This window comes from Methylophaga sp. UBA2496 (assembly GCF_002341635.1).
Taxonomy (GTDB): Bacteria; Pseudomonadota; Gammaproteobacteria; order Nitrosococcales; family Methylophagaceae; genus Methylophaga.
Map to the genome: position 1 here is coordinate 304,960 of NZ_DDOK01000003.1, position 22,859 is coordinate 327,818.

Sequence of the window (22,859 nt, forward strand, 5' to 3'; positions counted from 1 at the left end):
CCGCATCTGAAATGTTGCCTTCTGGCGATTTATCTTGAGCAAAAATATATTAATTCTATTGGAATCAGAATGTTAAATTTTATGTTCTGAGAGATGCTTACAAATGGAGCGTTTTTTGCAAATGGCATGCCATGAACTTGAATGACAAACTTATCAATGTTGAACAGTTATCCAGTAATGATGTACTGGAAAGTTTAACAACAGCCATTTTGGTGCTCGATACGAACTTACGTGTCTGTTATATCAATACGGCCACCGAAGTCATGTTTGAAATCAGTCAACGTCAAGCCGAACATATTCCTTTTCAAACACTGTTACCCGGTGAAACCCATTTATTGAATTCATTACGTCGGGTTATCGGTAACGGGCAGGCGTTAATTGAGCGTGAAATCCAATTGTTTCTGCCTGCAGCCGGTGAAATAGTAGTTGATTGTTCAATCAAAATGCTTGATGTGGCCGAACCGCACCTGTTAGTTGAACTGGCACAACTGGATTACCAGCAACGCGTCAATCGTGATGAAAATCTGCATACTCAGCAGCAGGTTGTCCGTGGCCTGGCTCATGAAATAAAAAATCCGCTTGGTGGTCTGCGAGGGGCTGCACAGTTACTGGAGCGGCAACTGGACTCAGATGATTTAAAAGAATATACCCGCATCATTATTAATGAAGCAGATCGTCTGCAAAACCTGATGACACGAATGCTGGGACCATATCAGCAATCAGAAAAACACTATCTGAATATCCATGAGGTATTACAGCGGGTCCGACAGCTGGTGGATATTGAGGTGGATGAACGATTGAAGTTTATTGCTGATTACGATCCGAGTATTCCTGATTTACATGCCGATTTTGATCAGCTGATTCAGATTTTTTTGAATATTGTGCGTAACGCCGTCCAGGCGATGCATGGTACTGGCGTTATCCGCCTGAGAACACGAATTCAACGCAATCTGACCATTGAAAAACGTTTTTATAAATTAGGGGTACTGATTGAAGTTGAGGACAATGGACCGGGCATCCCCAAACAGTTACAGGACAGTTTATTTTATCCCTTGGTTACCGGTCGGGCTGATGGCACTGGACTGGGCCTTTACCTGGTGCAGAACCTTGTGCAGCGAAATGCAGGTACTGTCAGTTGCAGCAGCCATGCCGGGCAAACCATATTTTCAATTATTTTTCCCTTGGAGTTAAAACCGTGAGCGCTAAAGCGATAGCATGGATTGTTGATGATGACCGATCAATTCGATGGGTATTACAAAAGGCATTGGAAGCCGTAGATATTACTGTTAAAGCCTTTGAAAGTGGAGATCTGGTTTTAGAGCAATTAAAGCGAGGCACCGATACTCCTCCGGATGTTCTGGTCAGTGATATTCGCATGCCAGGTCTTGATGGTCTGCAATTACTTTCGGAAATCCAGCAGAATCAGCCGGATTTGCCAGTCATTATCATGACAGCTTATTCAGACCTGGACAGCGCTGTTTCGGTTTATGAAGGCGGAGCCTTTGAATACCTGCCAAAACCCTTCGATGTTGATGAAGCAGTTGATTTAGTTCAACGTGCAGTTACCCACCATCGACAGCAGCATAATAATCCTGCCGGTGAAATGAATATAGGTAGTGAGATTATTGGTGAAGCGCCGGCAATGCAGGAGGTGTTTCGAGCAATAGGTCGACTGGCACGTTCCAACATCACCGTTTTGATTAATGGTGAATCCGGCACAGGTAAAGAGTTGGTTGCCCATGCTTTGCACAAACATAGCCCGCGCCGACAGAATCCGTTTATTGCTCTCAATATGGCGGCTATCCCCAAAGAATTATTAGAATCCGAACTGTTTGGTCATGAAAAGGGGGCTTTTACCGGGGCACATGTGCAGCGCAAAGGTCGCTTTGAACAAGCTGATGGCGGCACATTATTTCTTGATGAAATTGGTGATATGCCCCTTGAATTACAAACCCGGCTGTTGAGGGTGCTTTCAGATGGCGAGTTTTTCAGAGTTGGCGGACATAGTGCGGTTAAAGCGGATGTGAGAATCATCGCGGCAACCCATCAGAATCTGGAACAGCAGGTCGAGCGTGGTGATTTTCGTGAAGACTTGTTCCATCGTTTAAATGTTATCCGGATTCATATCCCATCATTACGTGAACGTCGGGAAGATATTCCGGCATTGGTTGCTTATTTTCTGAATAAGGCGGCCCGTGAACTGAATATGGGAGTAAAAAGTGTATCCCCTGAAGTGGAGCGGTATTTATCGCAGTTGCCCTGGCCGGGTAATGTGAGACAACTGGAAAATACTTCGCGTTGGCTGACGGTGATGTCCCCCGGCCAGGTTGTCCAGATGGATGATCTCCCGATGGAACTCACCTCCGATGCAGGCGTTGAGTCAATTCGTGGCGGAACAGACTGGCAACAGCTGTTCCGTCAATGGGCGGCAAACAAAGCGCTAAGTGGTCAGGAAGGCGTGTTGGCTGATGTGGTACCAATGATTGAAAACCTGCTGATGGAGGTGGCTCTGGAAAAAACCGCAGGCAAACGTCAGGAAGCCGCAAAATTATTGGGTTGGGGGCGAAATACCTTAACCCGTAAACTAAAAGAGAATTAATAAACAGGCTTGCGGGTAAGTCGCATCCTGTGTATAGTATGCGACTTAGTCAGGTGCGGGGTGGAGCAGCCTGGTAGCTCGTCGGGCTCATAACCCGAAGGTCGTTGGTTCAAATCCAGCCCCCGCTACCAATAATAATGTTAAGACAGGACCCCTAATTGGGGTTTTTGTTTTTGTGGAGTTAAAATTGGGCCAATGGCCCTTTTTTTTTATTTGTTAGCCTATGGCCGTATCTGATCAAATTGAAAAACTAATTGAAGCACCGATTGAGTCGCTGGGGTACCAGCTGGTCGGTGTGGAATACATTCAGGGTGGACAAAATCCACTCCTCAGAATCTATATTGATGCAGATCAAGGCATAGGTATTGAAGATTGTGAGCGTGTCAGTCATCAGGTCAGCGGCATCCTCGATGTTGAAGACCCCATCAAAAAAGCCTATTCCCTCGAAATTTCCTCACCCGGATTTGATCGTCCTTTATTTAAAGAACGAGACTTCATCCGCTTTACTGGCTCGCCAGCAAAAATAACCACAAAATTACCTGTGGAAGGTCGACGGAATTTTACTGGAGTGCTTCAGGGCTTCGAAAATGGTGAAGTATTAATTGAAGTAGATGGCGAGGTTTACGCCTTACCATTGGCAAAGTTGGCTAAAGCACGACTGGTTGCCTGAAAAAGCGTATTATTTGCTGTTAATGAAAAAACTTAGTTTTGGATCAATCGCTTGCGTCGATCCACTGGGGGCGAGATGAATAATAAAGAAATTTTACTGGTTGTTGATGCCATGTCTAATGAAAAAGGCGTGGGGAAAGAAGTTATTTTTCAGGCGATAGAAGCGGCGTTAGCTATGGCTACCCGCAAACGCTATGAAATGGAAATAGATGCGCATGTTGCGATTGATCGCCTTACCGGTAACTATGAAACTTTCCGTCAATGGTTAATTGTTGACGATAATGACGAAACATTTGAATCTCCGGAAACCCAAATAAAACTATCGGATGCCCTGGCCAAACAGGCTGATGCTGAAGTCGGTGGCTATATCCGCGAACCAATGGAATCGGTTGAGTTTGGCCGTATAGCTGCGCAAACAGCAAAACAGGTTATCGTTCAAAAAGTTCGCGAAGCTGAACGTGCCCAAGTGGTCGATATGTACCGTGAAAAAGTCGGTCAAATGATTCATGGCACGGTTAAACGTGTGGAACGCGGCAATGTGACTTTGGATTTAGGCGGCAATGCAGAAGCGTTATTACCACGTGAAGAAATGATTCCGCGTGAAAATTTCCGCAGTGGTGACCGGGTTCGTGGTTATTTAAAAGAGATTCGTTCAGAAGTGCGTGGGCCACAACTTATTATCAGCCGCGTAGCGCCTGAATTATTAATTGAACTGTTCAGTCTTGAAGTACCTGAAATCGGGGACGGCATGATTGAAATCAAGGGGGCTGCCCGTGACCCCGGTTTACGAGCAAAAATTGCCGTTTTAGCTCACGAGCCAAGAATTGATCCGGTTGGCGCATGTGTCGGTATGCGTGGTTCACGTGTTCAGGCTGTGACCAATGAGTTGGCCGGTGAGCGTGTTGACATTATTCTATGGGATGAAGAACCAGCACGTTTTGCAATTAATGCCATGGCACCCGCTGAAGTATTATCCATCGTCGTTGATGAAGATGCGCACAGTATGGATATCGCCGTTGAAGATGGACAGTTATCACAAGCGATTGGTCGCGGTGGTCAGAATGTTCGATTAGCCAGCCAATTGACTGGTTGGGAACTGAATGTGATGTCTGCCTCAGATGCAGATCAGAAAGCAGAAACTGAAATCAGTTCATTGATTCAGACCTTTATGGCGGATTTGGATGTAGATGAAGACGTTGCCTTAATTCTGGCTCAGGAAGGTTTTTCTTCTCTCGAAGAAGTGGCTTATGTGCCGGAACAGGAAATGCTTGATATCGAAGAGTTTGATACCGATATTGTGAACGAGTTACGCTCACGTGCCAGAGATGTATTGCTGACACGGGCAATTGCCAGTGAAGAGCAGATTGAAAACGCTTCTCCTGCCGAAACGTTACAGGATTTGCCTGGAATGACTGCTGAGCTGGTTGCCAAACTGAATAGTCAGGGTGTTTTAACCGTTGATGACCTTGCAGATCAGTCCGTGGATGAATTGGTCGAAGTGGCTGGTATTGATGAAAAACAAGCTGCCGCATTTATCATGAAAGCACGTGAGTCATGGTTTGCCGACGAACAAACAGAAACAGGGGAGTAACCAATGAGTGACATGAAGGTTAAGGACCTGGCCGACACAGTCGGTATCACACCTGAGCGTTTAGTTGATCAGCTTAACGAAGCTGGCATTAAAGTTTCAAAGCCAGATGATCTGATTACTGAAGATCAAAAGCAAAGTCTGTTGCAATTTTTACAGCAAAGACATGGCAAAGTGGCGAATGATAAAGACGCATCACCGAAAAAAATCACACTGAAACGTAAATCAGTCAGTGAAATTAAATTAGGTGGTGGCACATCCCGTCAGGCTGGTAAAAGCGTCAGTGTTGAAGTTCGTAAAAAGAGAACTTTTGTAAAACGTAGTGAAGTTGAAACCAACACTCCTGCGGAAGAACCTGTTCCGGTAGCGACGCAGGCTCAGGCAAATGCCGAAGAAGTGGCTCGCCAGGAGCAGCTCCGACTGCAGGAAATTGCGCGCAAACAGCAAGAACAAAGCAGTCGTCAGCAAGAAGAATCTGAGCGTGAAGCTGCTGCGGTAGCCGCAGCAATTGAAGCTGAAAGACTGGCTGTTGAAGAAGCTCGTTTAGCGGCTGAAGAAGAGCAAAAGGCATTAGCAGAAGAAGCTAAAGTTAAAGAGCAAAAGCAATCGCAAACGGTTAAAAAGGCGCCTGCAAAACCCGAATTAACCGCGTCTCAATTAGCCCATAAAAAACTTGAAGAGGCCGATGCGAAACGTCGTGCAGCTAACCTCGCGAGAATTGATGCTGAAAAAGCCCTGGAAGCTCGTAAAAAAGCCCGTGAGGAAGAAGAAGCGTTAGAAAAAGCGAAAGAAGAAGCTCGCCTGGCGGCAGCTGAAGCCCAAGCCAAAGAACAGAAACCCGATCGTAAAGAGGCTGACGCTAAACACGTTGCAAGTAAAGACAAACCAGCACGTCGTGGTCGTTTTCAGCGTGATGATGAATTTGAGCGTAAAGAACTTCATGTCAGTGAAGGTAAGGGACGCCGTAAAAAGAAAAAAGGTGTTTCACAAAAAACGACTACAGTCGAAACGTCTACGGAACATGGCTTTTCCCGTCCAACCGCACCGGTTGTCCGTGAAGTCAGTGTGCCGGATACCATTTCAGTATCTGATCTGGCCCAGCGCATGTCAGTTAAAGCGGCCGAGGTTATCAAAGCCTTGATGGGTATGGGCACAATGGCCACTATCAATCAGGTTCTGGACCAGGATACTGCCGTTATTCTGGTAGAGGAAATGGGCCACGTAGCCAAACCAGTCCAGGAAAACGAAGTTGAACAGGCTCTTGAAGCCTCGATTGAAGTAACGGGTGAAGCACTTCCTCGCGCACCTGTTGTAACTGTAATGGGTCATGTTGACCATGGTAAAACCTCACTGCTGGATTATATCCGTCGTACTAAGGTGACATCTGGTGAAGCGGGTGGTATCACTCAGCATATCGGTGCATATAAGGTTGAAACTAGTCGTGGTGAAGTCACTTTTCTCGATACGCCCGGCCATGCGGCTTTCACTGAAATGCGTTCACGCGGTGCCAAAGTCACTGATATTGTGGTTCTGGTAGTAGCCGCAGATGATGGTGTGATGCCGCAAACCATTGAAGCTGTACAACATGCCAAAGCAGCCGGTTCAACGCTGATTGTTGCTGTTAACAAAATGGATAAGCCTGATGCCACTCCAGATCGGGTTAAGCAAGAATTAACCAACCACGAAGTTGTTCCCGAAGACTGGGGCGGTGATGTACAGTTTGTGCCTGTTTCAGCCTTAACGGGTATGGGCGTTGATGATTTACTGGATGCAATCTCACTGCAAGCTGAAGTGATGGAGTTAACTGCACCGGTTAAAGGGCCTGCCCACGGTACAGTGGTTGAATCGCGACTGGATAAAGGTCGCGGTACCGTTGTGACCGTACTGGTGCAGCGTGGTACTTTGAGAAAAGGTGACATCGTGGTGGTTGGCCAGGAATTTGGACGGGTTCGCGCCTTGTTCAACGAAAATGGCCAACAAATGGATGAAGCTGGTCCCTCAACTCCTGTTGAATTACTGGGTCTGTCCGGAACACCTGCATCGGGTGATGAGTTACAGGTGGCGCCGGATGATCGCACAGCAAGAGAAATTGCCAGCTTCCGTCAGACCAAAGCACGTGAACTGAAAATGGCACAACAGCAGGCTGCCAAGTTGGATGATATGTTCAACAAAATGGAAGCCGGCGATCTGAAAACACTGAATGTCGTCATTAAAGGTGACGTTCATGGTTCGGTTGAAGCTGTCAGTCAGGGTCTGCAGAAATTGTCGACCGATATGGTACAGGTCCGGGTTGTTGGTTCTGGTGTCGGCGGTATTAACGAAACTGACGCACAGTTAGCTGCCGCTTCTGATGCTATTCTGATCGGCTTTAATGTTCGCGCTGATAATACTGCGCGTAAAGTAATTGCTGAAAAAGGCCTGGATGTTCAATATTTCAGCATTATTTATGATTTGCTGGATGTGGTGACAAAAGCCATGACCGGTATGCTTGAGCCCGTCTATAAAGACGAAATTATCGGTCTGGCACGGGTTGATGATGTGTTCAGCTCTCCGAAATTTGGTGATATTGCAGGTTGTCTGGTCTTGGAAGGCAGCGTCAAACGTAACAACCCGATTCGTGTCTTGCGTGATAACGTGGTTATTTACGAAGGTGAACTGGAATCACTGCGTCGATTCAAAGATGATGTTAATGAAGTCAATGCCGGTACGGAGTGTGGTATTGGTGTGAAAAACTACAAAGACGTCAAACCGGGTGATCAAATCGAAGTCTTTGAACGTGTCCTGATGAAACCGAGTCTTTAATGGCAAGAGAATTTAGTCGCACAAATCGAATCAGTGAGGTCATGATGCGTGAATTGGCCTTGCTGATTCAGCATGATCTGGCTGATCCGCGTGTCAGTATGGTCACGGTGTCACATGTTGATGTGACATCCGATCTTAAATATGCGCGTATTTATGTGACACGGCTCAGTGGATTTGATTCAGAAGAAGCCGCCAAAGAATGTCTGGCAGGATTAAATAACGCTGCAGGGTTCCTGCGTCGGGCGCTGGCAAAGCGCGTAAAATTACGCATCATGCCGGAGCTGCAATTTCGTTATGACACCACGCTGGAACATGGCTTTTATATGGATGAACTGATCTCTAAGGCCAATGCCGATATCAAAGACGAACAAGAACCCGATTCAGAAACTGATAAAGATTGAGTTTCTCCGATGGCAAAACGCAGTAAAAAAGGTCGCGATATTACCGGTATCGTGATTATTGACAAGCCAACCGGACTGAGCTCAAATCATGTTTTGCAACGCGTTAAACGATTATTTAATGCAAACAAGGCAGGACATACCGGTAGTCTCGACCCATTAGCAACCGGGGTATTACCTGTCTGCCTGGGCGAAGCCACCAAACTCTCCACCTATTTGCTGGATGCTGATAAACAGTATCAGGTGCGTTGCCAGCTAGGCATTCTCACCGATAGCGGTGATAGTGATGGTGACGTTATCGCTCAACAGAATATCCCGGATTATTCAGAGGAAAAACTGCAACGTATTTTGCAGGACTTTACCGGTGAGCTACAACAGATTCCGCCGATGTTTTCAGCCTTAAAACACCAGGGACAGCCACTATACAAGCTGGCTCGTCAGGGCATAGAAATCGAACGGAAATCTCGTCTGATTACCATCTACAGTATTGAATTGCTGGCCTGTGATGCTGACAGTTTTACCTTGCAGGTATCCTGCAGCAAAGGGACCTATATACGCACCTTAGTTCAGGACATTGCTGCCGCTTTAGGCAGTTGTGGACATGTCACTATGTTAAGACGTACGGATGCCGCTGGTTATGATTTAACCCAGGCATTAAGTCTGGAGAGGTTACAGGATTTGGCAGAACAACAAGGCTTACCGGGGCTTGATTCTCAATTATTACCTGCTCATGAAGCATTACCGGACTGGCCTGAAGTAAGACTGGATGCCGATATGTCTGCTGATATGCGTTTTGGTCGCAGTGTCACAACGGAATTTCAAGGTCATTGCGCAAAAGTCCGTCTATTTGATGTTCAGGATCAGTTTATCGGTCTGGGTGAATTAGCGCAGGACGGCACGGTGTCAGCAAAACGTTTGTTTGTTACCGGTGATACGGTTTAACCCGCTTGTGAATAGCAGATAAAACCGGTAAAATTCGCCACTCTTAAAAGGTTGGGTAATCCGGTTTAACCCGCTGGATTATTTCAGAATTTAACTCATAGCCAAAGGCTATAAAAAGTTGGAGTTTTTATGTCAATTACTGCAGAACAAAAGCAAGAAATCATCAAAAAATACGGTCGTACTGAAGGCGATACCGGCTCAGCTGAAGTTCAGGTAGCTCTGCTGACTGCCCGTATTACCAATCTTTCAGACCATTTTAAAACTAACATCCATGATCATCACTCACGTCAAGGTTTGTTAAAAATGGTTAGTGGTCGTCGTAAAATGCTCGACTACCTGAAAAAAACAGATATTAACCGTTACCGTGATTTAATTGCTGACTTAGGTCTGCGTCGCTAAATTACCCGACGTGATCTGCAAAACATCTCATCGAGCCTCCGCCAATATCTTTGGCATTAGGCTGGTGCGTTGACTGATATGCCCCTGAAATCCCCCGCGGTTTCAGGGGCATATTCATTTATGCGTTTATCGTTTTTTAAATCAGTGATGAAAAGGTTCATGGCTGATGTAGTCAAGAGAAGGAAATACTAGTGAATTCAGTAAAAAAGACAGTTCAGTTCGGTGAGCATACGCTTAGCCTGGAAACCGGAAAAATTGCTCGTCAGGCGGGTGGTTCCATTATTGCCAGTCTGGGTGAGACATCAGTGCTGGTAACTGTAGTCGGAAAGAAAAATGTAAATCCTGGCCAGGATTTCTTTCCGTTAACCGTAAATTATCAAGAACGTACTTATGCTGCAGGTAAAATACCCGGTGGGTTTTTCAAACGTGAGGGCCGCCCTTCAGAGAAAGAAACGCTGACATCCCGTCTGATCGATCGTCCATTACGTCCATTGTTTCCGAAAGGTTTCATTAATGAAGTTCAGGTAATTGCCACCGTAATGGCTTTGGACCCTGAAATTGATCCTGATATTCCAGCAATGATCGGTGCTTCTGCAGCGTTAGCTATCTCAGGTTTACCTTTTAATGGCCCATTAGGTGCCGCACGGGTCGGTTATGTTGATGGTAACTACATTCTGAATCCGTCTAAAAAACAATTAGCCAACAGCTCACTGGATTTAGTGGTTGCCGGTACTGTCAGTGCGGTCTTGATGGTGGAATCAGAAGCTTCTGAATTGCCAGAAGAAGTGATGTTAGGCTCAGTTATGTATGGCCATCAACAAATTCAGACAGCAATCAAACTGATTGATGAATTGAAAGCCGAAGCTGGCAAACCGGCTTGGGATTGGACTGCTCCGGAAAAAGATGATCGTCTATATAATGCGGTTAAAGAGCAAGCGTTTGAAGGCATTAAAACGGCTTACGCTATCAGCGATAAAATGCAGCGTCAGGATCAACTCTCAGAAATTCGTCAAGCCGCTGTTGAGGCATTAGTCAGTGAAGATGGTGAATGGTCTGAAGATGATGTAAAAGGTTTGTTTGGCAAACTGGAAAAAGAACTGGTTCGTGGTCGTATTATTGCCGGTGAACCGCGCATCGATGGCCGTGATACCAAAACCGTGCGTCCAGTATTTGTTGAAACTACTGTACTGCCACGTGTGCATGGTTCTGCATTGTTCACCCGTGGTGAAACTCAGGCAATTGTGGTGGCAACTTTGGGTGCGGAACGTGATGCACAGATGATTGATGCGGTAGAAGGTGAATACCGTGATCGCTTTATGCTGCATTACAACTTCCCGCCGTTCTGTGTAGGTGAAACCGGTTTTGTCGGTTCTCCGAAACGTCGTGAAATTGGTCATGGCAAATTAGCCAAACGTGGTATTCAGGCGGTTATGCCAACGGCTGAAGAATTCCCGTATGTGGTTCGCGTCGTATCTGAAATCACTGAATCCAATGGTTCAAGTTCAATGGCCTCTGTCTGTGGTACCTCATTGGCGTTAATGGATGCCGGTGTACCCATTAAAGCACCTGTTGCCGGTATTGCGATGGGTCTGATTAAAGAACCAGATGGTTATGCCGTTTTGACCGATATTCTGGGGGATGAAGATCATCTGGGTGATATGGACTTTAAAGTGGCCGGTACCGAAAAAGGTGTGACGGCACTGCAAATGGATATCAAGATCGAAGGTATCAACGAAGAAATCATGCGTATTGCACTGGCGCAAGCCCGTGATGGTCGTCTGCATATTCTGGAAAAAATGAATGCAGTGATCTCAACGCACCGTCAGGAAATGTCCGAATTTGCACCACGTATTATCACTGTGAAAATTCATGCTGATAAAATTCGTGATGTTATCGGTAAAGGTGGCGCAACCATTCGTGCAATCACCGAAGAAACCGGTGCAACTATCGATATTCAGGATGATGGCACCGTGATGATTTTCTCTTCGGATTTCAATGCGGGTCAGGATGCATTACACCGTATTGAGCAAATCACCGCTGAAGTTGAAGTCGGCAAGGTCTATCAGGGCCGTGTTGCCAAGCTGATGGATTTTGGGGCGTTTGTCACGATTCTGCCAGGTAAAGATGGACTGGTACATATTTCACAAATCTCTGATGAGCGTGTGGAAAATGTCAGTGATAAACTGTCTGAAGGTGACATGATTGAAGTGAAGGTACTGGAAGTTGACCGTCAGGGCCGTATTCGCCTGAGTATGAAAGCTGTTCATGAAGTTGCTGCAGAATAATTCAGTCAATTCAGGTTTGATTTGGAAGCCCCGCCTAGCGGGGCTTTTTTTTGAACATCACAATAAAAACCTATAGCCGTAACACGGATTACGACGGAACTATTGTTGTAATTTAAGCAATAAGCAAGGGTTCGCCATAGAAGATTTCTTTGCAAAGCTAAATGATAACTATTATCATTAAAGCTGTTTGAATATAAGGAATCATTCATGATGCGCACAAATTTGATCATTGGCTTCAATCCGGTCTTTGCTCAGCGATGAACGAAAACACATCTGCTTCCTTTTTAACGCTGTTGCAACAGTTACTTGAAGTAGGCGGCCCTGTTGTGTGGATTTTGCTGGGGTTTTCGATTATTGCGGTCAGTATTGTTTTAATCAAAACATGGCAAATATTATTAATCTCACCCGAATCAACGAAAACAGCAAAAAAAGCCATTGCCTTGTGGAAACAAAACGAGCCTGAGCAGGCTATTCTGCAGCTGAAAATCTCCAAACCATTGGATGAGTTACTGGCATTGAGCATGGAAGGACTGAGGCAGACCGAGATACCGGTCGGCTTACTCAGGGAAGAGTTGCAACGTGTTGCCAGCTTGCGTATCAGTCAATTACGCAGTTATCTGCGTCCTCTGGAAGTGATTGCCAGTTTAAGCCCTTTACTGGGCTTGTTTGGTACGGTTATGGGCATGATCCTCGCTTTTCAGCAGATGGAACAAGCCGGTAGTCAGGTTGATCCTGCTGTACTTTCCGCGGGGATTTGGCAGGCCTTATTAACCACTGCGGTTGGTCTGGCGGTGGCAATACCGGCTGTGCTGGCGCATAACTGGTTAGAGCGTAAAACGGAGCGAGTTACAGCGCTGATAAATGATGGGGTAACTCAGGTCTTTACACACGCCCCATTTATCAATCCAAAGGCAGCTGTTTGCAGCGAAAGCTTTAAAAATGTTGCTTGAACAACCATTTTCGGCAAAACGCAGAATGATTAGTCTGACACCTTTAATTGATGTGGTGTTTATTCTGTTACTTTTTTTCATGTTGTCCTCCGGTTTTACCCACTGGCGACAAATGGATATTACCGCTGCCAGTGAATCCTACAATACAGATGAAATACGTACTCAGTATCATCTTGTATTACAGACCGCTGGAGAATATGAGTTCGATAAAAGACGTTACCCGCTATCAAAGCTCAGCCCCGTAAAACAAACGCGTGCTGAAGATAAACGGAGTGTATTTGTTGTCTCGGTGGCAGAGGGGGTAACAACTCAGCAGTTGATTGATTTTCTGGATCAATTGAAAACCATCGGCGTTGAAAAAGTCAGTCTGGCAGGTTTAGCCATATGATACTTATCCCAAATCATGCCCCGCGAGGCAATCAACCTGATGACAATATTATCCCATTGATTAATATTGTGTTTTTGATGCTGATCTTTTTTCTGATTGCCGGGCAATTAACTTCCAGTGATTTTATCAAAATCCAACCGCCAACATCCCAGCAGCAATCGGCTCTGCAGGAACATGATGCTGTTTTGCTGGTGTCTTCCAGAGGGCAATTGGCCTTTAATGATATGTTGCTGGAAGCCGATGCCTTAACGGATTTGTTAAAACAGGCAATATCGGAAACGAATAATGCCCAATCATTCAAACTACTGATTAAAACGGATGCAACTGTCCCTGCTAACAAGTTAACTGAGTTACTGAAAAGAGTTCGTGCCGCCGGAATACTGCGGGTGTCACTGGCAACGCAGACCCAAAGCAATAAACATGATTAAATTTCGATACTGGGTATTGGCAATTTTGAGCGCCATATCAATTCATGTCTTTGCGTTTGGTATGTATACGCTCAAACACCAGCCCCGGCTTCAACTTGTTGCCCCCATAAAGGAAGCTGGGATTGAGATTGATATCAGCATGCTGGATGCCACCACCATGGAGAAACAACAGGCTACTGCCACCTCAGAACCATTGACCAACATTGAAGAAGAATCCGCAATCACTGAGGTTCAGGAACGCAACGATACGCCAGTGCAAGTTGAGGAAAAAATCAGCAAAACTGAAGTGGTAAAACCCTTGCAGCAAACGGAGATAAAAAAGGCCGTTAATAGCGCGCCACTTTCCGATAACGCTGAACCTGAATCTGATAGCTCAGAGGTGCTTGCTGCCACATCTGCTCCGGCAGAGAAACCAACAGCAAATTCTGAAAAGCAATTGGAAAAAACGCAAATTGCCGAGCAAGGTGAGTCAGCTGAGAGCAGTTCAATCTCCAGTCAAACTGTTTCAGCTTTGCAACAGGCAGCTCAACAGACCTATTTCAATTTACTCGCCAGAACGCTGGCAGAGCAAAAGCGTTATCCAAGCATTTCCAGACGCCGTGGAGAGCAGGGTGTGGTGCAGTTATTTTTTGTCGTCAACCGTGATGGCAAAATCAAAGCCTCACGTATTGATGCCAGCTCTGGATATCAGCGCCTGGATCAGGCAGTGGTGGAAATGCTGGAAAAGGCACAACCATTACCGGCTTTTCCTGCTGAGATGTCACAGCAGCAATTGGAAGTAAAAGTGCCTATTGCATTTGAATTAAGCAGTTGACGTTCATCAGAGTCAGGCACCATCATAGTATTAAAATCCACGTAACAATGCAGTATCAGGAGCACAGCAGATGAATAATCTGGATTGGCATCAAATTCACGCTGCGGTATGGCGTGCCCATACGCAGAAGCTCAAAGCGATTACCCGGCTTGACTCAATTCGGTTGGATCAACTCATCGGCATTGAGGAACAAAAACAGCAGCTGGTTGAAAATACCCGTCGATTTGTTAACGGTGAAAGCAGTAATCACGCTTTGTTATGGGGTGCCAGAGGTACCGGTAAATCTTCACTTATCAAAGCATTATTAAACGAGTTTGCTGGTGAGGGATTACGTATGTTGCAGATCGATAAGGCGGAGCTTGGCTGGTTGCCGGAAATCCTTGATGATCTGGAAGATCGGCCATTCCGTTTTGTGATCTTCTGCGATGATTTGTCCTTCGAACCAGGTGATGAAGGATTTAAGCCTCTTAAAAGTCTGTTGGAAGGTGGCCTGGAGTTACCTCCGGAACATGTCAGAATTTATGCTACTTCAAACCGACGGCATCTGATGCCGGAACAACAAGCCGAAAATCAGGCCAGCCGGGTGGTGGATGGTGAAGTTCACTACACTGATAGTCTGGAAGATAAGTTAGCCCTGTCAGATCGGTTTGGCTTGTGGTTATCATTCTATCCACCGAGTTGGGAGACCTATCTGGCGATGGTGGATATTCTGTTTGAAAATGTAGATGTGAATCAGGCAATGCTCCATGAGCAGGCTAAGCAATTTGCCATGCGACGAGCCAGCCATAGTGGCCGCACAGCAGTACAGTTTTATCGCCAGTTTCTGAGTTGAAACGGAGCAGCTGATTTTTTATCGTCACAACAGTGGCATATATACACAAATCAACAGTCTTAGCTGCTTTGTTGGTGGCTGATATCCAGCATCACATTATGGCCATTTTCGTTGGCAATATTCTGATAATACCAGCCGAGTTTTTCGGTTAACTGTGCGGTAAGTTGCAGACCGAGACCAAATCCCAGTTCCGTTGGAGCCACATCCATATCAGCGTCAAACTGACGATTGACGATACTGATCCGTGGACCTTGCTGGCTGATAATGACCTGACCTTCCCAGGTATGCTGAAAGGCATTGCGGATCAGGTTACCCAAGACAATTCTTGCCGCCACGGCACTTAGCGAACATTGATATGGGTGGGTTTCCACAATAAGTTCAACCGTTTTATTACGCAGCAGATAACGCATCTCTTCAGTGATTTCCAGCAGCAATTTATCAATTTCAACCACTGATTCCGGCAGCTTTTCATTATCCTCACGGCTTAACCAGAGTAATGTTTCGGTGAGATGCTGCATGGTAATACTGGCACGATCAATCCGATCGGCAATATCCCGCTGCATCGGATTCAATGTGGACGAATTCTGCTGTAATACTTTGTACTGTAATTCGATATTATTACGGATAACACTGATAGGCGTACGTAATTCATGGCTGGTATAACGCAGGAATCGATGTTCTCGATCCAGGCTGCGTTGCACGGACGACAGACTGTTTTGGATCAGTTTCGCCATTTGATTCAGTTCAGGATACAGAAAGTCCGGGGCTGGCTGTGAGAGATTTTCAGGGGTTAATGATTGGGTCCAGGCATTCAGCCGTGACACAGGGGTTGAGATACTGCGCATTAACAGCCAGGTAATCAGCATTAGTGTCAGCGCGATTAAGGCACTGACACCTAATAATAACCGCATGCTGTCGGCCATATTCCGGCCCATTAAACTGGAAACATTCTCGCGGGAAAGGGTTCTGCTGATGTAGACCGATTCATTTGCCAGATCGACTTTGAGGGCGAAATACACCTTGTCCGGACGATTCAACCAGTGTGAATCATCCTGTTTGACTAATTCGCCACTGCGCTGCGGTGGTTCAGCTAATACCTGACGAATCTCTGGTGGTTGTGATTCCCAGCTCCCGGAAAGCTGGCTGCCTCTATAATTAACCAGTTCATCATCGGCAAGTGATTTGTTATTGGCGAGATAGGTCAGCGCGGCGTTTTCCATACCACCGGTCACAATATTGTCCATGCCGCGAATAAAAAAATGGGCACTTAACAGGGAATAACCAAGCACAATAGTGCCGCCAAACAATAGAAAGCTGACGGTCACCAGGCGTTTCAGGCTGATTTTACGTTTCATTATCATCCCTGATAGCAATGCCTACACCGGGAATAGTATGTAGTAATGCTGTTGCAAACTCACCATCAATCGTTTTACGTAAATGGTGCAGATGGACTTTCAGGCTGTCACTGTCAGGCACTTCCTCACCCCACACGGCAATTTCAAGCCGTTGACGGCTGACAACATTCGGTGATTCGCGTAATAACAATTCCAGAATTCGCCAGCCAGTCGGTGATAAGTGCAGATTGATATCGGCTCTGCTTAACTGACGTTGCTGTAGATTCATCTGCAAATCACCACAGCGAAGCAGCTGCGTTTGTCCGCTCCTTCTGCGTGATAATGCCTGGATCCGCATCACCAGTTCTTTTAATTCAAAAGGTTTGACCAGATAGTCATCCGTACCAGCGGTAAAACCTGCTTGTTTATCGGTCAGCTGATCGCGTGCAGTGAGCATTAATACGGGTATATCCGACCCTTCACTGCGCAAGCGTTCACATACTGTCAAACCGTCAATACGTGGGAGGTTTAAATCCAGTAACAGCACATCGTAATAATTTTCCTCCAACAGGTTCAGACCAGCAGAGCCGTTACTGGCATGATCACAGCTGATGGCTTCCAGCTGCAGATAATCCATCACCGTTTGTGCCAGATCCAGATCATCTTCAATAAGTAACACACTAATCATCAGGCGGGTCCTTGTTCAGTTGCAGGCAATACGACTTTGCTGCCACGATGAAAATACTGCGCCACATCGTGTTGAATCATCAATAGCAAGGGGATTAATATCAATGTAATGACGGTGGCAAACATAATGCCGTAAGCCAAAGACACTGCAGCAGGAATCAAAAACTGTGCCTGTCTTGAGGTTTCTCCTAATAAAGGCATCAGACCGGCAAAAGTCGTGAAGGATGTCAGTAATACCGCCCTCAGGCGATCACGGGCAGACATCAGGATAGCCTGACGTACATCGGTATATTCTTCCTTCAAATCATTAAATCGTGAGACCAGCAACAGACTATCGTTGACCACGACACCACTTAGCGCAATGATGCCGTTCAGTGACAGGATCCCCAAAGACAGATCATTCATCCAGTGACCCAGCAGTGCGCCAACAATACCAAAAGGGATGGCGGTCATGATTAATACCGGTTGAATATAGGATTTCAAAGGGATGGCCAGCAACATATAAATACCCAGCATGGCCAATAAAAACAGGTTAAGCATGGAAGATTGGGTTTCTTCCTGTTCAGCGGCTTCACCCGCAAAATAGATGGTCAGACCGGGATATTTGGCTTCTAACTGGGGCACAACATCGCGTTTTAACTGAGCTACAAACTCCGTGATAGAGAGTAAATTCTTATCCACATCAGCAGACAGATAGATTGCCCGCCTGGCATCAATGCGGGTAATACTGTCACGGGTAAATCCATAGCTGATGTCGGCCACGCTGGACAACGGAATCACGGTTCCGTCATCCAGACGAACCCTGGATTTCAATACATCTGCCGGATTTTGCCGGTCAGCCTCCGGGTAACGGACTTTGACTTCAATTTCATCACTGTTGCGCTGATAACGTTGTACCACCTGACCAGCAAACCCTTGCAGGATTTGCCTCGCCAGTTCATCTGTACTGAGCCCCAGGGCCCGGCCTTGTTGATTCAGCTTAAGTTGTAATTGAGGCTGGCCGGGTTGCAGATTATCCTGCAAGCCGATAATACCCGGCATCGGTTCCAGTAACGAATAGAGCTCGGCCCCCGCCAGCGTCAGCACATCATCATCGTTGGATCGTAACTCAACTCGTAACGCATCATCTGCCTGACGGCCACTCTGAATTCGTAAACTGCGAACGGCTTCCGGCATACCCACACGTTTTTCCCATTCCCGGCGAAATTCGAATAAGTCATAAGGGGAATCGGAGGCTAATTCAACCGTCAAACCACCACTATGATCAGACTGCGAAAGCAGTTGCAGATTGGCTATTCCGCTTTTCGCTGAATCGGCATCCTCTCGCAATGCTTTATCCGTTTCATAAGCTTTGCGCTCCATCATTATTAACGTTTCGTGGGTGCGGCCAAAACTGACATCTTTATGCATCGAGATATTTGCTCTGACCGTATCACCCGGAATCGCTGGGAAAAAGCTCATGCGGATAGTGCCATTAAAAGGCATTGAAAAGACGATAATAAATAACATCATAAATACCATCAGCAATCCGTAGCGAAACCGCAAAGCAAACTCGATAGCCGGTTGATAAATATGTTCGGCAAACCACTGTAAGCCACCATCAGCACCCTGCTGAATTTTGCGCCAACCAGTGGCAAGTATGTTTTGAGAGGGTTTTTTATGGGTATTCAGATAAGCCAGATGAGCAGGAAGAATCAGCTTGGACTCAATCACGGACATGACTAACGCGATGGCCACGACCGCAGCAAACTGTGAATAAAGCTCACCCAGTCGTCCTTCAATCTGCGATAAGGCATAAAAGGCGACGACCGTGGTAAACACACCGAATAACGTCGGTACAGCTACCCGCATCGTACCTTTTATCGTGTTACGCAACGTGTCACCCTCACGGGATCGCACGCTATAAATACTTTCACCCACCACCACGGCATCATCGACGATGATGCCTAACGCCATTAGAAAGCCGAAGGTGGTAAACGAGTTGAGTGATAAACCGGCATAAGAATCGCCCATAAAAAACAGCGTGCCAAGAAACACAAAAGGCAGGCCCATGGCTACCCAGAAGGCCACCGTCAGATTTAAAAATACGGCGAGTAATATGAACACCAGCACAATACCGGTCAGGGCATTTTTAATCAGTAAATTTAACCGATCCATTATGCTGGTACTGCGGTCATACCAGGAGGCAAGCTGAACCTGTGCGGGAAGTTTGTTGCTGTTCTGCCATTGCTCAACGACTTCATAAGCATCGGCTACCGAGTCAGCGATATCATCCAGCCCTGTAGTCACAACCTGTACACCAATACTGTCTTTTGCCTGGAATCTGGACAAAATAGATGTTTCATCATCAAAACTATCGAGAATATAGGCCACATCGCCCAGTAAAAGCTGTTGGCCATCATCCCCGGTAATTACAGGGATTTTGGCAAAATCCTGTTTAAGATAAGCCTGTTCGGAGGCATTGAGTTGCAGATAGACATTTTCATTACGCAGAACAGCCGTCAGTGGCGTAGAAGAATTTGTATTGATGGCATTTTCAACGTCGCTTAATGACAGGCCATAGGATTGCAGTCGAGCATCGTCGATTTCAATCATCATCATCGGATCCAGCCAACCGGAAATGGTCACGCGGTTAATGTTGGATTTTGTCAGTAGATCCGCTTTCAATGACTCTGCAATTTGTTGCAGGCTGTGCCGATCAGTATCACCGTATAACTGTAACCAGATAGCATGTTCTTCCCGTTCTGCTTTACTGATAACAGGATTTTTGGCTTCTGCCGGAAAAGTGGATATGGCATCCACCTGAGCTTTCACATCACGCATCAACGTGTCGAGGTCATAGCCACTTTGCATTTCAACGGTCACGGTCACGCCACTGCGAGTTGACTCACTGGTCAGGGTCTTTATACCAATAATGCCTTCGAGTTGTTCTTCTATTTTGATCGCCAGACCTTCCTCTGACAGTTTTGCTGAGCCGCTGTCATAGGAGACTGAAATTGTCAGGCTGTCAGGCTCACTGCTGGGAAAGGCTTCTTTGCGTAAGTCACCCACGGTCATCAAGCCCATAATGATGACCAAAAACATCAACAGGTTAGCTGCGACCGGATTGGTAGCAAACCAGCCGATAATGCCACTGCGACCGATAATTTTACTCATAATCTACTGCCTCAATCGGCGCCACGGCCATGCCTTCAATATAGCTGCTGATGGGCTGCAGTAATATTTGATTTGCAGTTGCTTTCAAATTCTCAGGTGGATTGATATAGATAGAACGCTCATCACTAAACACTGGTGAGGTAGCAAATTTCGCCAGCTCCATATCTGCTGTGACATACCAGATCTCACCTCGTTGACTGAGGCTGGACGTTGGGACCTGCCAAAGCTCATCCATCTGACGACCACCCAGACTCACTTCGACAAATACACCAGGATAAAGCACGGGCTGTTGATCCAGTGGGTTTTCCACGCCAACAATCAATGAACGCTGACGAGTGGTTCCATCAAGATGTTGTTCCACGCGCAGGACTTTACCTTGCCAGCTTGCATCACCTTCTACAGCATGCAAATCGACAGGCCACTCTCCCGTCTTTAACATTTCGGGCTCCGGTAAGCTTTGCCACTCGCGATCTGACAGGGATACTTTCACTTCGACCCGGTCGGTGCTATATAACGAGGCGACTTGCGTGCCAGTTTGCAGATAACTGCCGGGCGAGACATCACGGGTGATCACCAATGCATCAAATGGTGCTCTGATAAGACTCTGTTGCAGATCTTTTTCAGCGCTGGCTAATAAGGCTTCAGCATTGGCCAGGCTGGCTTCAGCACTGGCCAATTGTGGAACGCGTAACACCAGATCAGAATCAGGATCGCCCTCAAGACCTGAAGCCAGCCATTCAGCCTGCGCTTGCAGACCTTGTCGTTCTTCCTGCAGGTAAAGCAGTCTGGCCTCAGCTACCTGCTGTTTTGCCGCTGCTACGGCGGCACGATAATCACTGTTTTCCAGACGTAACATCTCCTGGTCTTTTTTCAGACGGAATCCAGACTCAAACTGTGGTGATATTTGCTCAACCTGGCCCGCTACTTGTGCACTGAGATTAATACTGTAATGCGCCTCAGTTGAACCAAAAGCGCTGATACGTGATTGATAGCGACCAGGTGTGACTGTTTTGACTGAAACCTCAGGTCTTATCTCTGGCACTTCCCTTACTGGCAGTGGGCGGTTGGCATACCTATCGATCTGATATTGGGTGAAAAAGTATATGGCAACTAACGCACACAGAGCAGCTAAAAACACCAGCCATTGCAGTCGTTTTGTCATGCTTTAGCCTCCAGGCCCAATGCCAGTCCCAGAGAAATACGATTCAGTAATCGTTGATAAATCAGATCATCAAGCTGAGCCTGTAAATTATAGGTTTGTTGTTGCACGGTGAGCAGATCCAGGATAGTAAGCAGTCCACTACGATAATTCGCCTGATATTGACGAAGATTATTTTCGGCACTGGCCAGAGCCGTTTCGATATGCTGCTGTTGTTTTACCAGAGCCTGCTCCTGACTCAGTGCCTGTTCTATTTCTGTTACCGCATTGAGCAAGGTATCCCGGTATTGCTGGTAACTAATGGCTGTCTCCAGTTCACGTATTTCGGCTTCAGCACGCAATTGTCCACCTTGATATAACGGCGCAGTCAATTGGCCTAATAAGCTCCATACCGGCGCCGTAAATAAACTGGCCCGGGGAGAGCTGCCAACATCCTCTAAAACCGCCTGCAAACTCAGACTGGGCAACAAATCCTTATAAGCAACTTCCGTACGAGCACTGGATGCCTGGATAGCGGCATAAGCCGCGCGTAAATCCGGACGACGATTTAATGTCTGCTCTGGTAAATCGATAGCCGGGATGACCACGTCAGGATAATCTGCCGGAAGCGTAAATTCCGGATTGTTTACCTGTCCCACTAGCGTTTTCAGTTGAATGGTTTGCTGACGAAAACTTTGGGTTAAAGCTTCGATGTCGGCCGATGAGGAGGCAACAGCACTTCTCGCGCTATCCAGGTCTTCCAGTGTGCCGAGGCCCTGGCGATAGCGTTGTAGTATAAAAAATTCAGTCTGTTGCAAACTGGCCTGACGCTGCTGTTCTATATCAAGCGCCCGTTGCTGGGCAATCAGCGTTAACCATACTTGCATCACTTCCGCTGCTAGCGTGTCACGGGCAGACTGATACAACAGGCTTTGTTCGGTAATATCCAGATCTGCCGCGCGTTCATTGTCAGCGAGTTTTCCCCATAAATCAGCCTGCCAGCTGATACTGAGATCAGCTCCGAAACGGGTATCACTGTCACTGCTGTTCTGCGCAGAGGCACCGGCACTGATAAAAGGACGTTTTTCGCCAGATGCCTGAATCCGCTGTGATTGCCGAATTTGCAGGGTTAATAGCATTTGTTGCAAGTCAGGGTTGGATTGCATCGCAATCTTCAGCAACTCGTCAAACATATCACTATCAACCAAATCGTTCAGATAAGCGACGTGAGTCTGTTGCGATAAATTTTGCCATTCATTAACCCGTTGCTGTTCTACTGAGATTAATTCAACGTAGTCAGGTTGTTCTGGCGTAATACTGCATGCTGACAGCATCAGCAATGGCAGATAAGCCAGCTTTTTTAGATATCGATCCGGGTTGATATTGCTCACCTGATATCGTGCTCCCTATAAGTTGGGTGTCAATTTGACAGCCAATTTAGAGGCTGGAG

Annotated in this window: 19 protein-coding genes and 1 tRNA gene; 15 read left to right on the forward strand and 5 right to left on the reverse strand. The window is 46.5% G+C overall.

Features of this window, described 5'->3' with window-relative positions; all coding sequences use genetic code 11:
• The first annotated feature begins 131 nt into the window (after positions 1 to 131).
• The 15 genes from glnL to B2W60_RS02410 all read left to right on the forward strand — a co-directional run bounded on the left by glnL (position 132) and on the right by B2W60_RS02410 (position 15,094).
• Positions 132 to 1,199, forward strand: a complete 1,068-nt coding sequence (gene glnL, locus B2W60_RS02340) for a nitrogen regulation protein NR(II) (RefSeq protein WP_292361658.1) — start codon at positions 132 to 134, stop codon at positions 1,197 to 1,199.
• On the forward strand, positions 1,196 to 2,599 hold the full coding sequence (gene ntrC / locus B2W60_RS02345; RefSeq protein WP_292361659.1) for a nitrogen regulation protein NR(I): 1,404 nt from the start codon (positions 1,196 to 1,198) through the stop codon (positions 2,597 to 2,599). The genes glnL and ntrC overlap by 4 nt, the downstream gene beginning before the upstream one ends.
• 54 nt (positions 2,600 to 2,653) lie before the next feature.
• Positions 2,654 to 2,730 (forward strand) — tRNA-Met (locus B2W60_RS02350).
• A 92-nt stretch (positions 2,731 to 2,822) separates the two neighbouring features.
• Positions 2,823 to 3,269 carry a ribosome maturation factor RimP gene (gene rimP / locus B2W60_RS02355; RefSeq protein WP_292361660.1) on the forward strand — a complete coding sequence of 149 codons (447 nt, stop codon included), beginning with the start codon at positions 2,823 to 2,825 and terminating at the stop codon, positions 3,267 to 3,269.
• 75 nt (positions 3,270 to 3,344) lie between these two features.
• Positions 3,345 to 4,859 (forward strand): transcription termination factor NusA, encoded by a 1,515-nt coding sequence (gene nusA / locus B2W60_RS02360; RefSeq protein ID WP_292361661.1) that lies wholly within the window; start codon positions 3,345 to 3,347, stop codon positions 4,857 to 4,859.
• A gap of 3 nt (positions 4,860 to 4,862) precedes the next feature.
• Complete coding sequence (gene infB, locus B2W60_RS02365) at positions 4,863 to 7,658, forward strand: translation initiation factor IF-2 (protein WP_292361662.1); 2,796 nt, start codon at positions 4,863 to 4,865, stop codon at positions 7,656 to 7,658.
• Positions 7,658 to 8,059, forward strand: a complete 402-nt coding sequence (gene rbfA / locus B2W60_RS02370; RefSeq protein ID WP_292361663.1) for a 30S ribosome-binding factor RbfA — start codon at positions 7,658 to 7,660, stop codon at positions 8,057 to 8,059. The genes infB and rbfA overlap by 1 nt, the downstream gene beginning before the upstream one ends.
• A 9-nt stretch (positions 8,060 to 8,068) precedes the next feature.
• A complete protein-coding gene (gene truB / locus B2W60_RS02375) occupies positions 8,069 to 8,998 on the forward strand; it encodes a tRNA pseudouridine(55) synthase TruB (protein ID WP_292361664.1) in 930 nt (309 codons plus the stop codon).
• A gap of 129 nt (positions 8,999 to 9,127) precedes the next feature.
• Complete coding sequence (gene rpsO, locus B2W60_RS02380) at positions 9,128 to 9,397, forward strand: 30S ribosomal protein S15 (protein WP_278361242.1); 270 nt, start codon at positions 9,128 to 9,130, stop codon at positions 9,395 to 9,397.
• A 191-nt stretch (positions 9,398 to 9,588) separates the two neighbouring features.
• Positions 9,589 to 11,682, forward strand: a complete 2,094-nt coding sequence (pnp, locus tag B2W60_RS02385; protein WP_292361665.1) for a polyribonucleotide nucleotidyltransferase — start codon at positions 9,589 to 9,591, stop codon at positions 11,680 to 11,682.
• A gap of 257 nt (positions 11,683 to 11,939) precedes the next feature.
• A complete protein-coding gene (locus tag B2W60_RS02390) occupies positions 11,940 to 12,632 on the forward strand; it encodes a MotA/TolQ/ExbB proton channel family protein (RefSeq protein ID WP_292361666.1) in 693 nt (230 codons plus the stop codon).
• Complete coding sequence (locus B2W60_RS02395; protein WP_292361667.1) at positions 12,622 to 13,020, forward strand: ExbD/TolR family protein; 399 nt, start codon at positions 12,622 to 12,624, stop codon at positions 13,018 to 13,020. Before B2W60_RS02390 ends, B2W60_RS02395 begins: the two co-directional genes overlap by 11 nt.
• Entirely contained in the window at positions 13,017 to 13,448 is a 432-nt protein-coding gene (locus B2W60_RS02400) for an ExbD/TolR family protein (RefSeq protein ID WP_292361668.1), read from the forward strand. Before B2W60_RS02395 ends, B2W60_RS02400 begins: the two co-directional genes overlap by 4 nt.
• Complete coding sequence (locus B2W60_RS02405) at positions 13,441 to 14,262, forward strand: energy transducer TonB (protein ID WP_292361669.1); 822 nt, start codon at positions 13,441 to 13,443, stop codon at positions 14,260 to 14,262. The genes B2W60_RS02400 and B2W60_RS02405 overlap by 8 nt, the downstream gene beginning before the upstream one ends.
• Before the next feature lie 70 nt (positions 14,263 to 14,332).
• Positions 14,333 to 15,094, forward strand: a complete 762-nt coding sequence (locus B2W60_RS02410) for an ATP-binding protein (RefSeq protein ID WP_292361670.1) — start codon at positions 14,333 to 14,335, stop codon at positions 15,092 to 15,094.
• A gap of 59 nt (positions 15,095 to 15,153) precedes the next feature.
• Here B2W60_RS02410 and B2W60_RS02415 read toward each other — a convergent pair whose 3' ends face one another.
• From B2W60_RS02415 to B2W60_RS02435, 5 genes are read right to left on the reverse strand one after another with little or no spacing between them, the layout of a single operon-like run.
• Complete coding sequence (locus B2W60_RS02415; protein ID WP_292361671.1) at positions 15,154 to 16,449, reverse strand: sensor histidine kinase; 1,296 nt, start codon at positions 16,447 to 16,449, stop codon at positions 15,154 to 15,156.
• Positions 16,439 to 17,116 (reverse strand): response regulator transcription factor, encoded by a 678-nt coding sequence (locus B2W60_RS02420; RefSeq protein WP_292361672.1) that lies wholly within the window; start codon positions 17,114 to 17,116, stop codon positions 16,439 to 16,441. Before B2W60_RS02420 ends, B2W60_RS02415 begins: the two co-directional genes overlap by 11 nt.
• Positions 17,116 to 20,271, reverse strand: a complete 3,156-nt coding sequence (locus B2W60_RS02425) for an efflux RND transporter permease subunit (protein WP_292361673.1) — start codon at positions 20,269 to 20,271, stop codon at positions 17,116 to 17,118. The genes B2W60_RS02420 and B2W60_RS02425 overlap by 1 nt, the downstream gene beginning before the upstream one ends.
• Positions 20,264 to 21,433, reverse strand: a complete 1,170-nt coding sequence (locus B2W60_RS02430) for an efflux RND transporter periplasmic adaptor subunit (RefSeq protein ID WP_292361674.1) — start codon at positions 21,431 to 21,433, stop codon at positions 20,264 to 20,266. Before B2W60_RS02430 ends, B2W60_RS02425 begins: the two co-directional genes overlap by 8 nt.
• Positions 21,430 to 22,800, reverse strand: coding sequence for a TolC family protein (locus B2W60_RS02435; protein WP_292361675.1), 1,371 nt, complete (start codon positions 22,798 to 22,800; stop codon positions 21,430 to 21,432). Before B2W60_RS02435 ends, B2W60_RS02430 begins: the two co-directional genes overlap by 4 nt.
• Between the last annotated feature and the right edge of the window lie 59 nt (positions 22,801 to 22,859).

Bases quoted from the DNA above. Each gene is read 5' to 3' on its own strand.
- B2W60_RS02400 (WP_292361668.1), top strand. From the start codon at position 13,017: ATGATACTTATCCCAAATCATGCCCCGCGAGGCAATCAACCTGATGAC.
- B2W60_RS02405 (WP_292361669.1), top strand. From the start codon at position 13,441: ATGATTAAATTTCGATACTGGGTATTGGCAATTTTGAGCGCCATATCA.
- B2W60_RS02420 (WP_292361672.1), bottom strand. From the start codon at position 17,116: ATGATTAGTGTGTTACTTATTGAAGATGATCTGGATCTGGCACAAACG.
- truB (WP_292361664.1), top strand. From the start codon at position 8,069: ATGGCAAAACGCAGTAAAAAAGGTCGCGATATTACCGGTATCGTGATT.
- B2W60_RS02415 (WP_292361671.1), bottom strand. From the start codon at position 16,449: ATGAAACGTAAAATCAGCCTGAAACGCCTGGTGACCGTCAGCTTTCTA.
- B2W60_RS02395 (WP_292361667.1), top strand. From the start codon at position 12,622: ATGTTGCTTGAACAACCATTTTCGGCAAAACGCAGAATGATTAGTCTG.
- B2W60_RS02430 (WP_292361674.1), bottom strand. From the start codon at position 21,433: ATGACAAAACGACTGCAATGGCTGGTGTTTTTAGCTGCTCTGTGTGCG.
- rimP (WP_292361660.1), top strand. From the start codon at position 2,823: ATGGCCGTATCTGATCAAATTGAAAAACTAATTGAAGCACCGATTGAG.
- B2W60_RS02425 (WP_292361673.1), bottom strand. From the start codon at position 20,271: ATGAGTAAAATTATCGGTCGCAGTGGCATTATCGGCTGGTTTGCTACC.
- rbfA (WP_292361663.1), top strand. From the start codon at position 7,658: ATGGCAAGAGAATTTAGTCGCACAAATCGAATCAGTGAGGTCATGATG.
- glnL (WP_292361658.1), top strand. From the start codon at position 132: ATGAACTTGAATGACAAACTTATCAATGTTGAACAGTTATCCAGTAAT.
- nusA (WP_292361661.1), top strand. From the start codon at position 3,345: ATGAATAATAAAGAAATTTTACTGGTTGTTGATGCCATGTCTAATGAA.
- B2W60_RS02390 (WP_292361666.1), top strand. From the start codon at position 11,940: ATGAACGAAAACACATCTGCTTCCTTTTTAACGCTGTTGCAACAGTTA.
- infB (WP_292361662.1), top strand. From the start codon at position 4,863: ATGAGTGACATGAAGGTTAAGGACCTGGCCGACACAGTCGGTATCACA.
- B2W60_RS02410 (WP_292361670.1), top strand. From the start codon at position 14,333: ATGAATAATCTGGATTGGCATCAAATTCACGCTGCGGTATGGCGTGCC.
- rpsO (WP_278361242.1), top strand. From the start codon at position 9,128: ATGTCAATTACTGCAGAACAAAAGCAAGAAATCATCAAAAAATACGGT.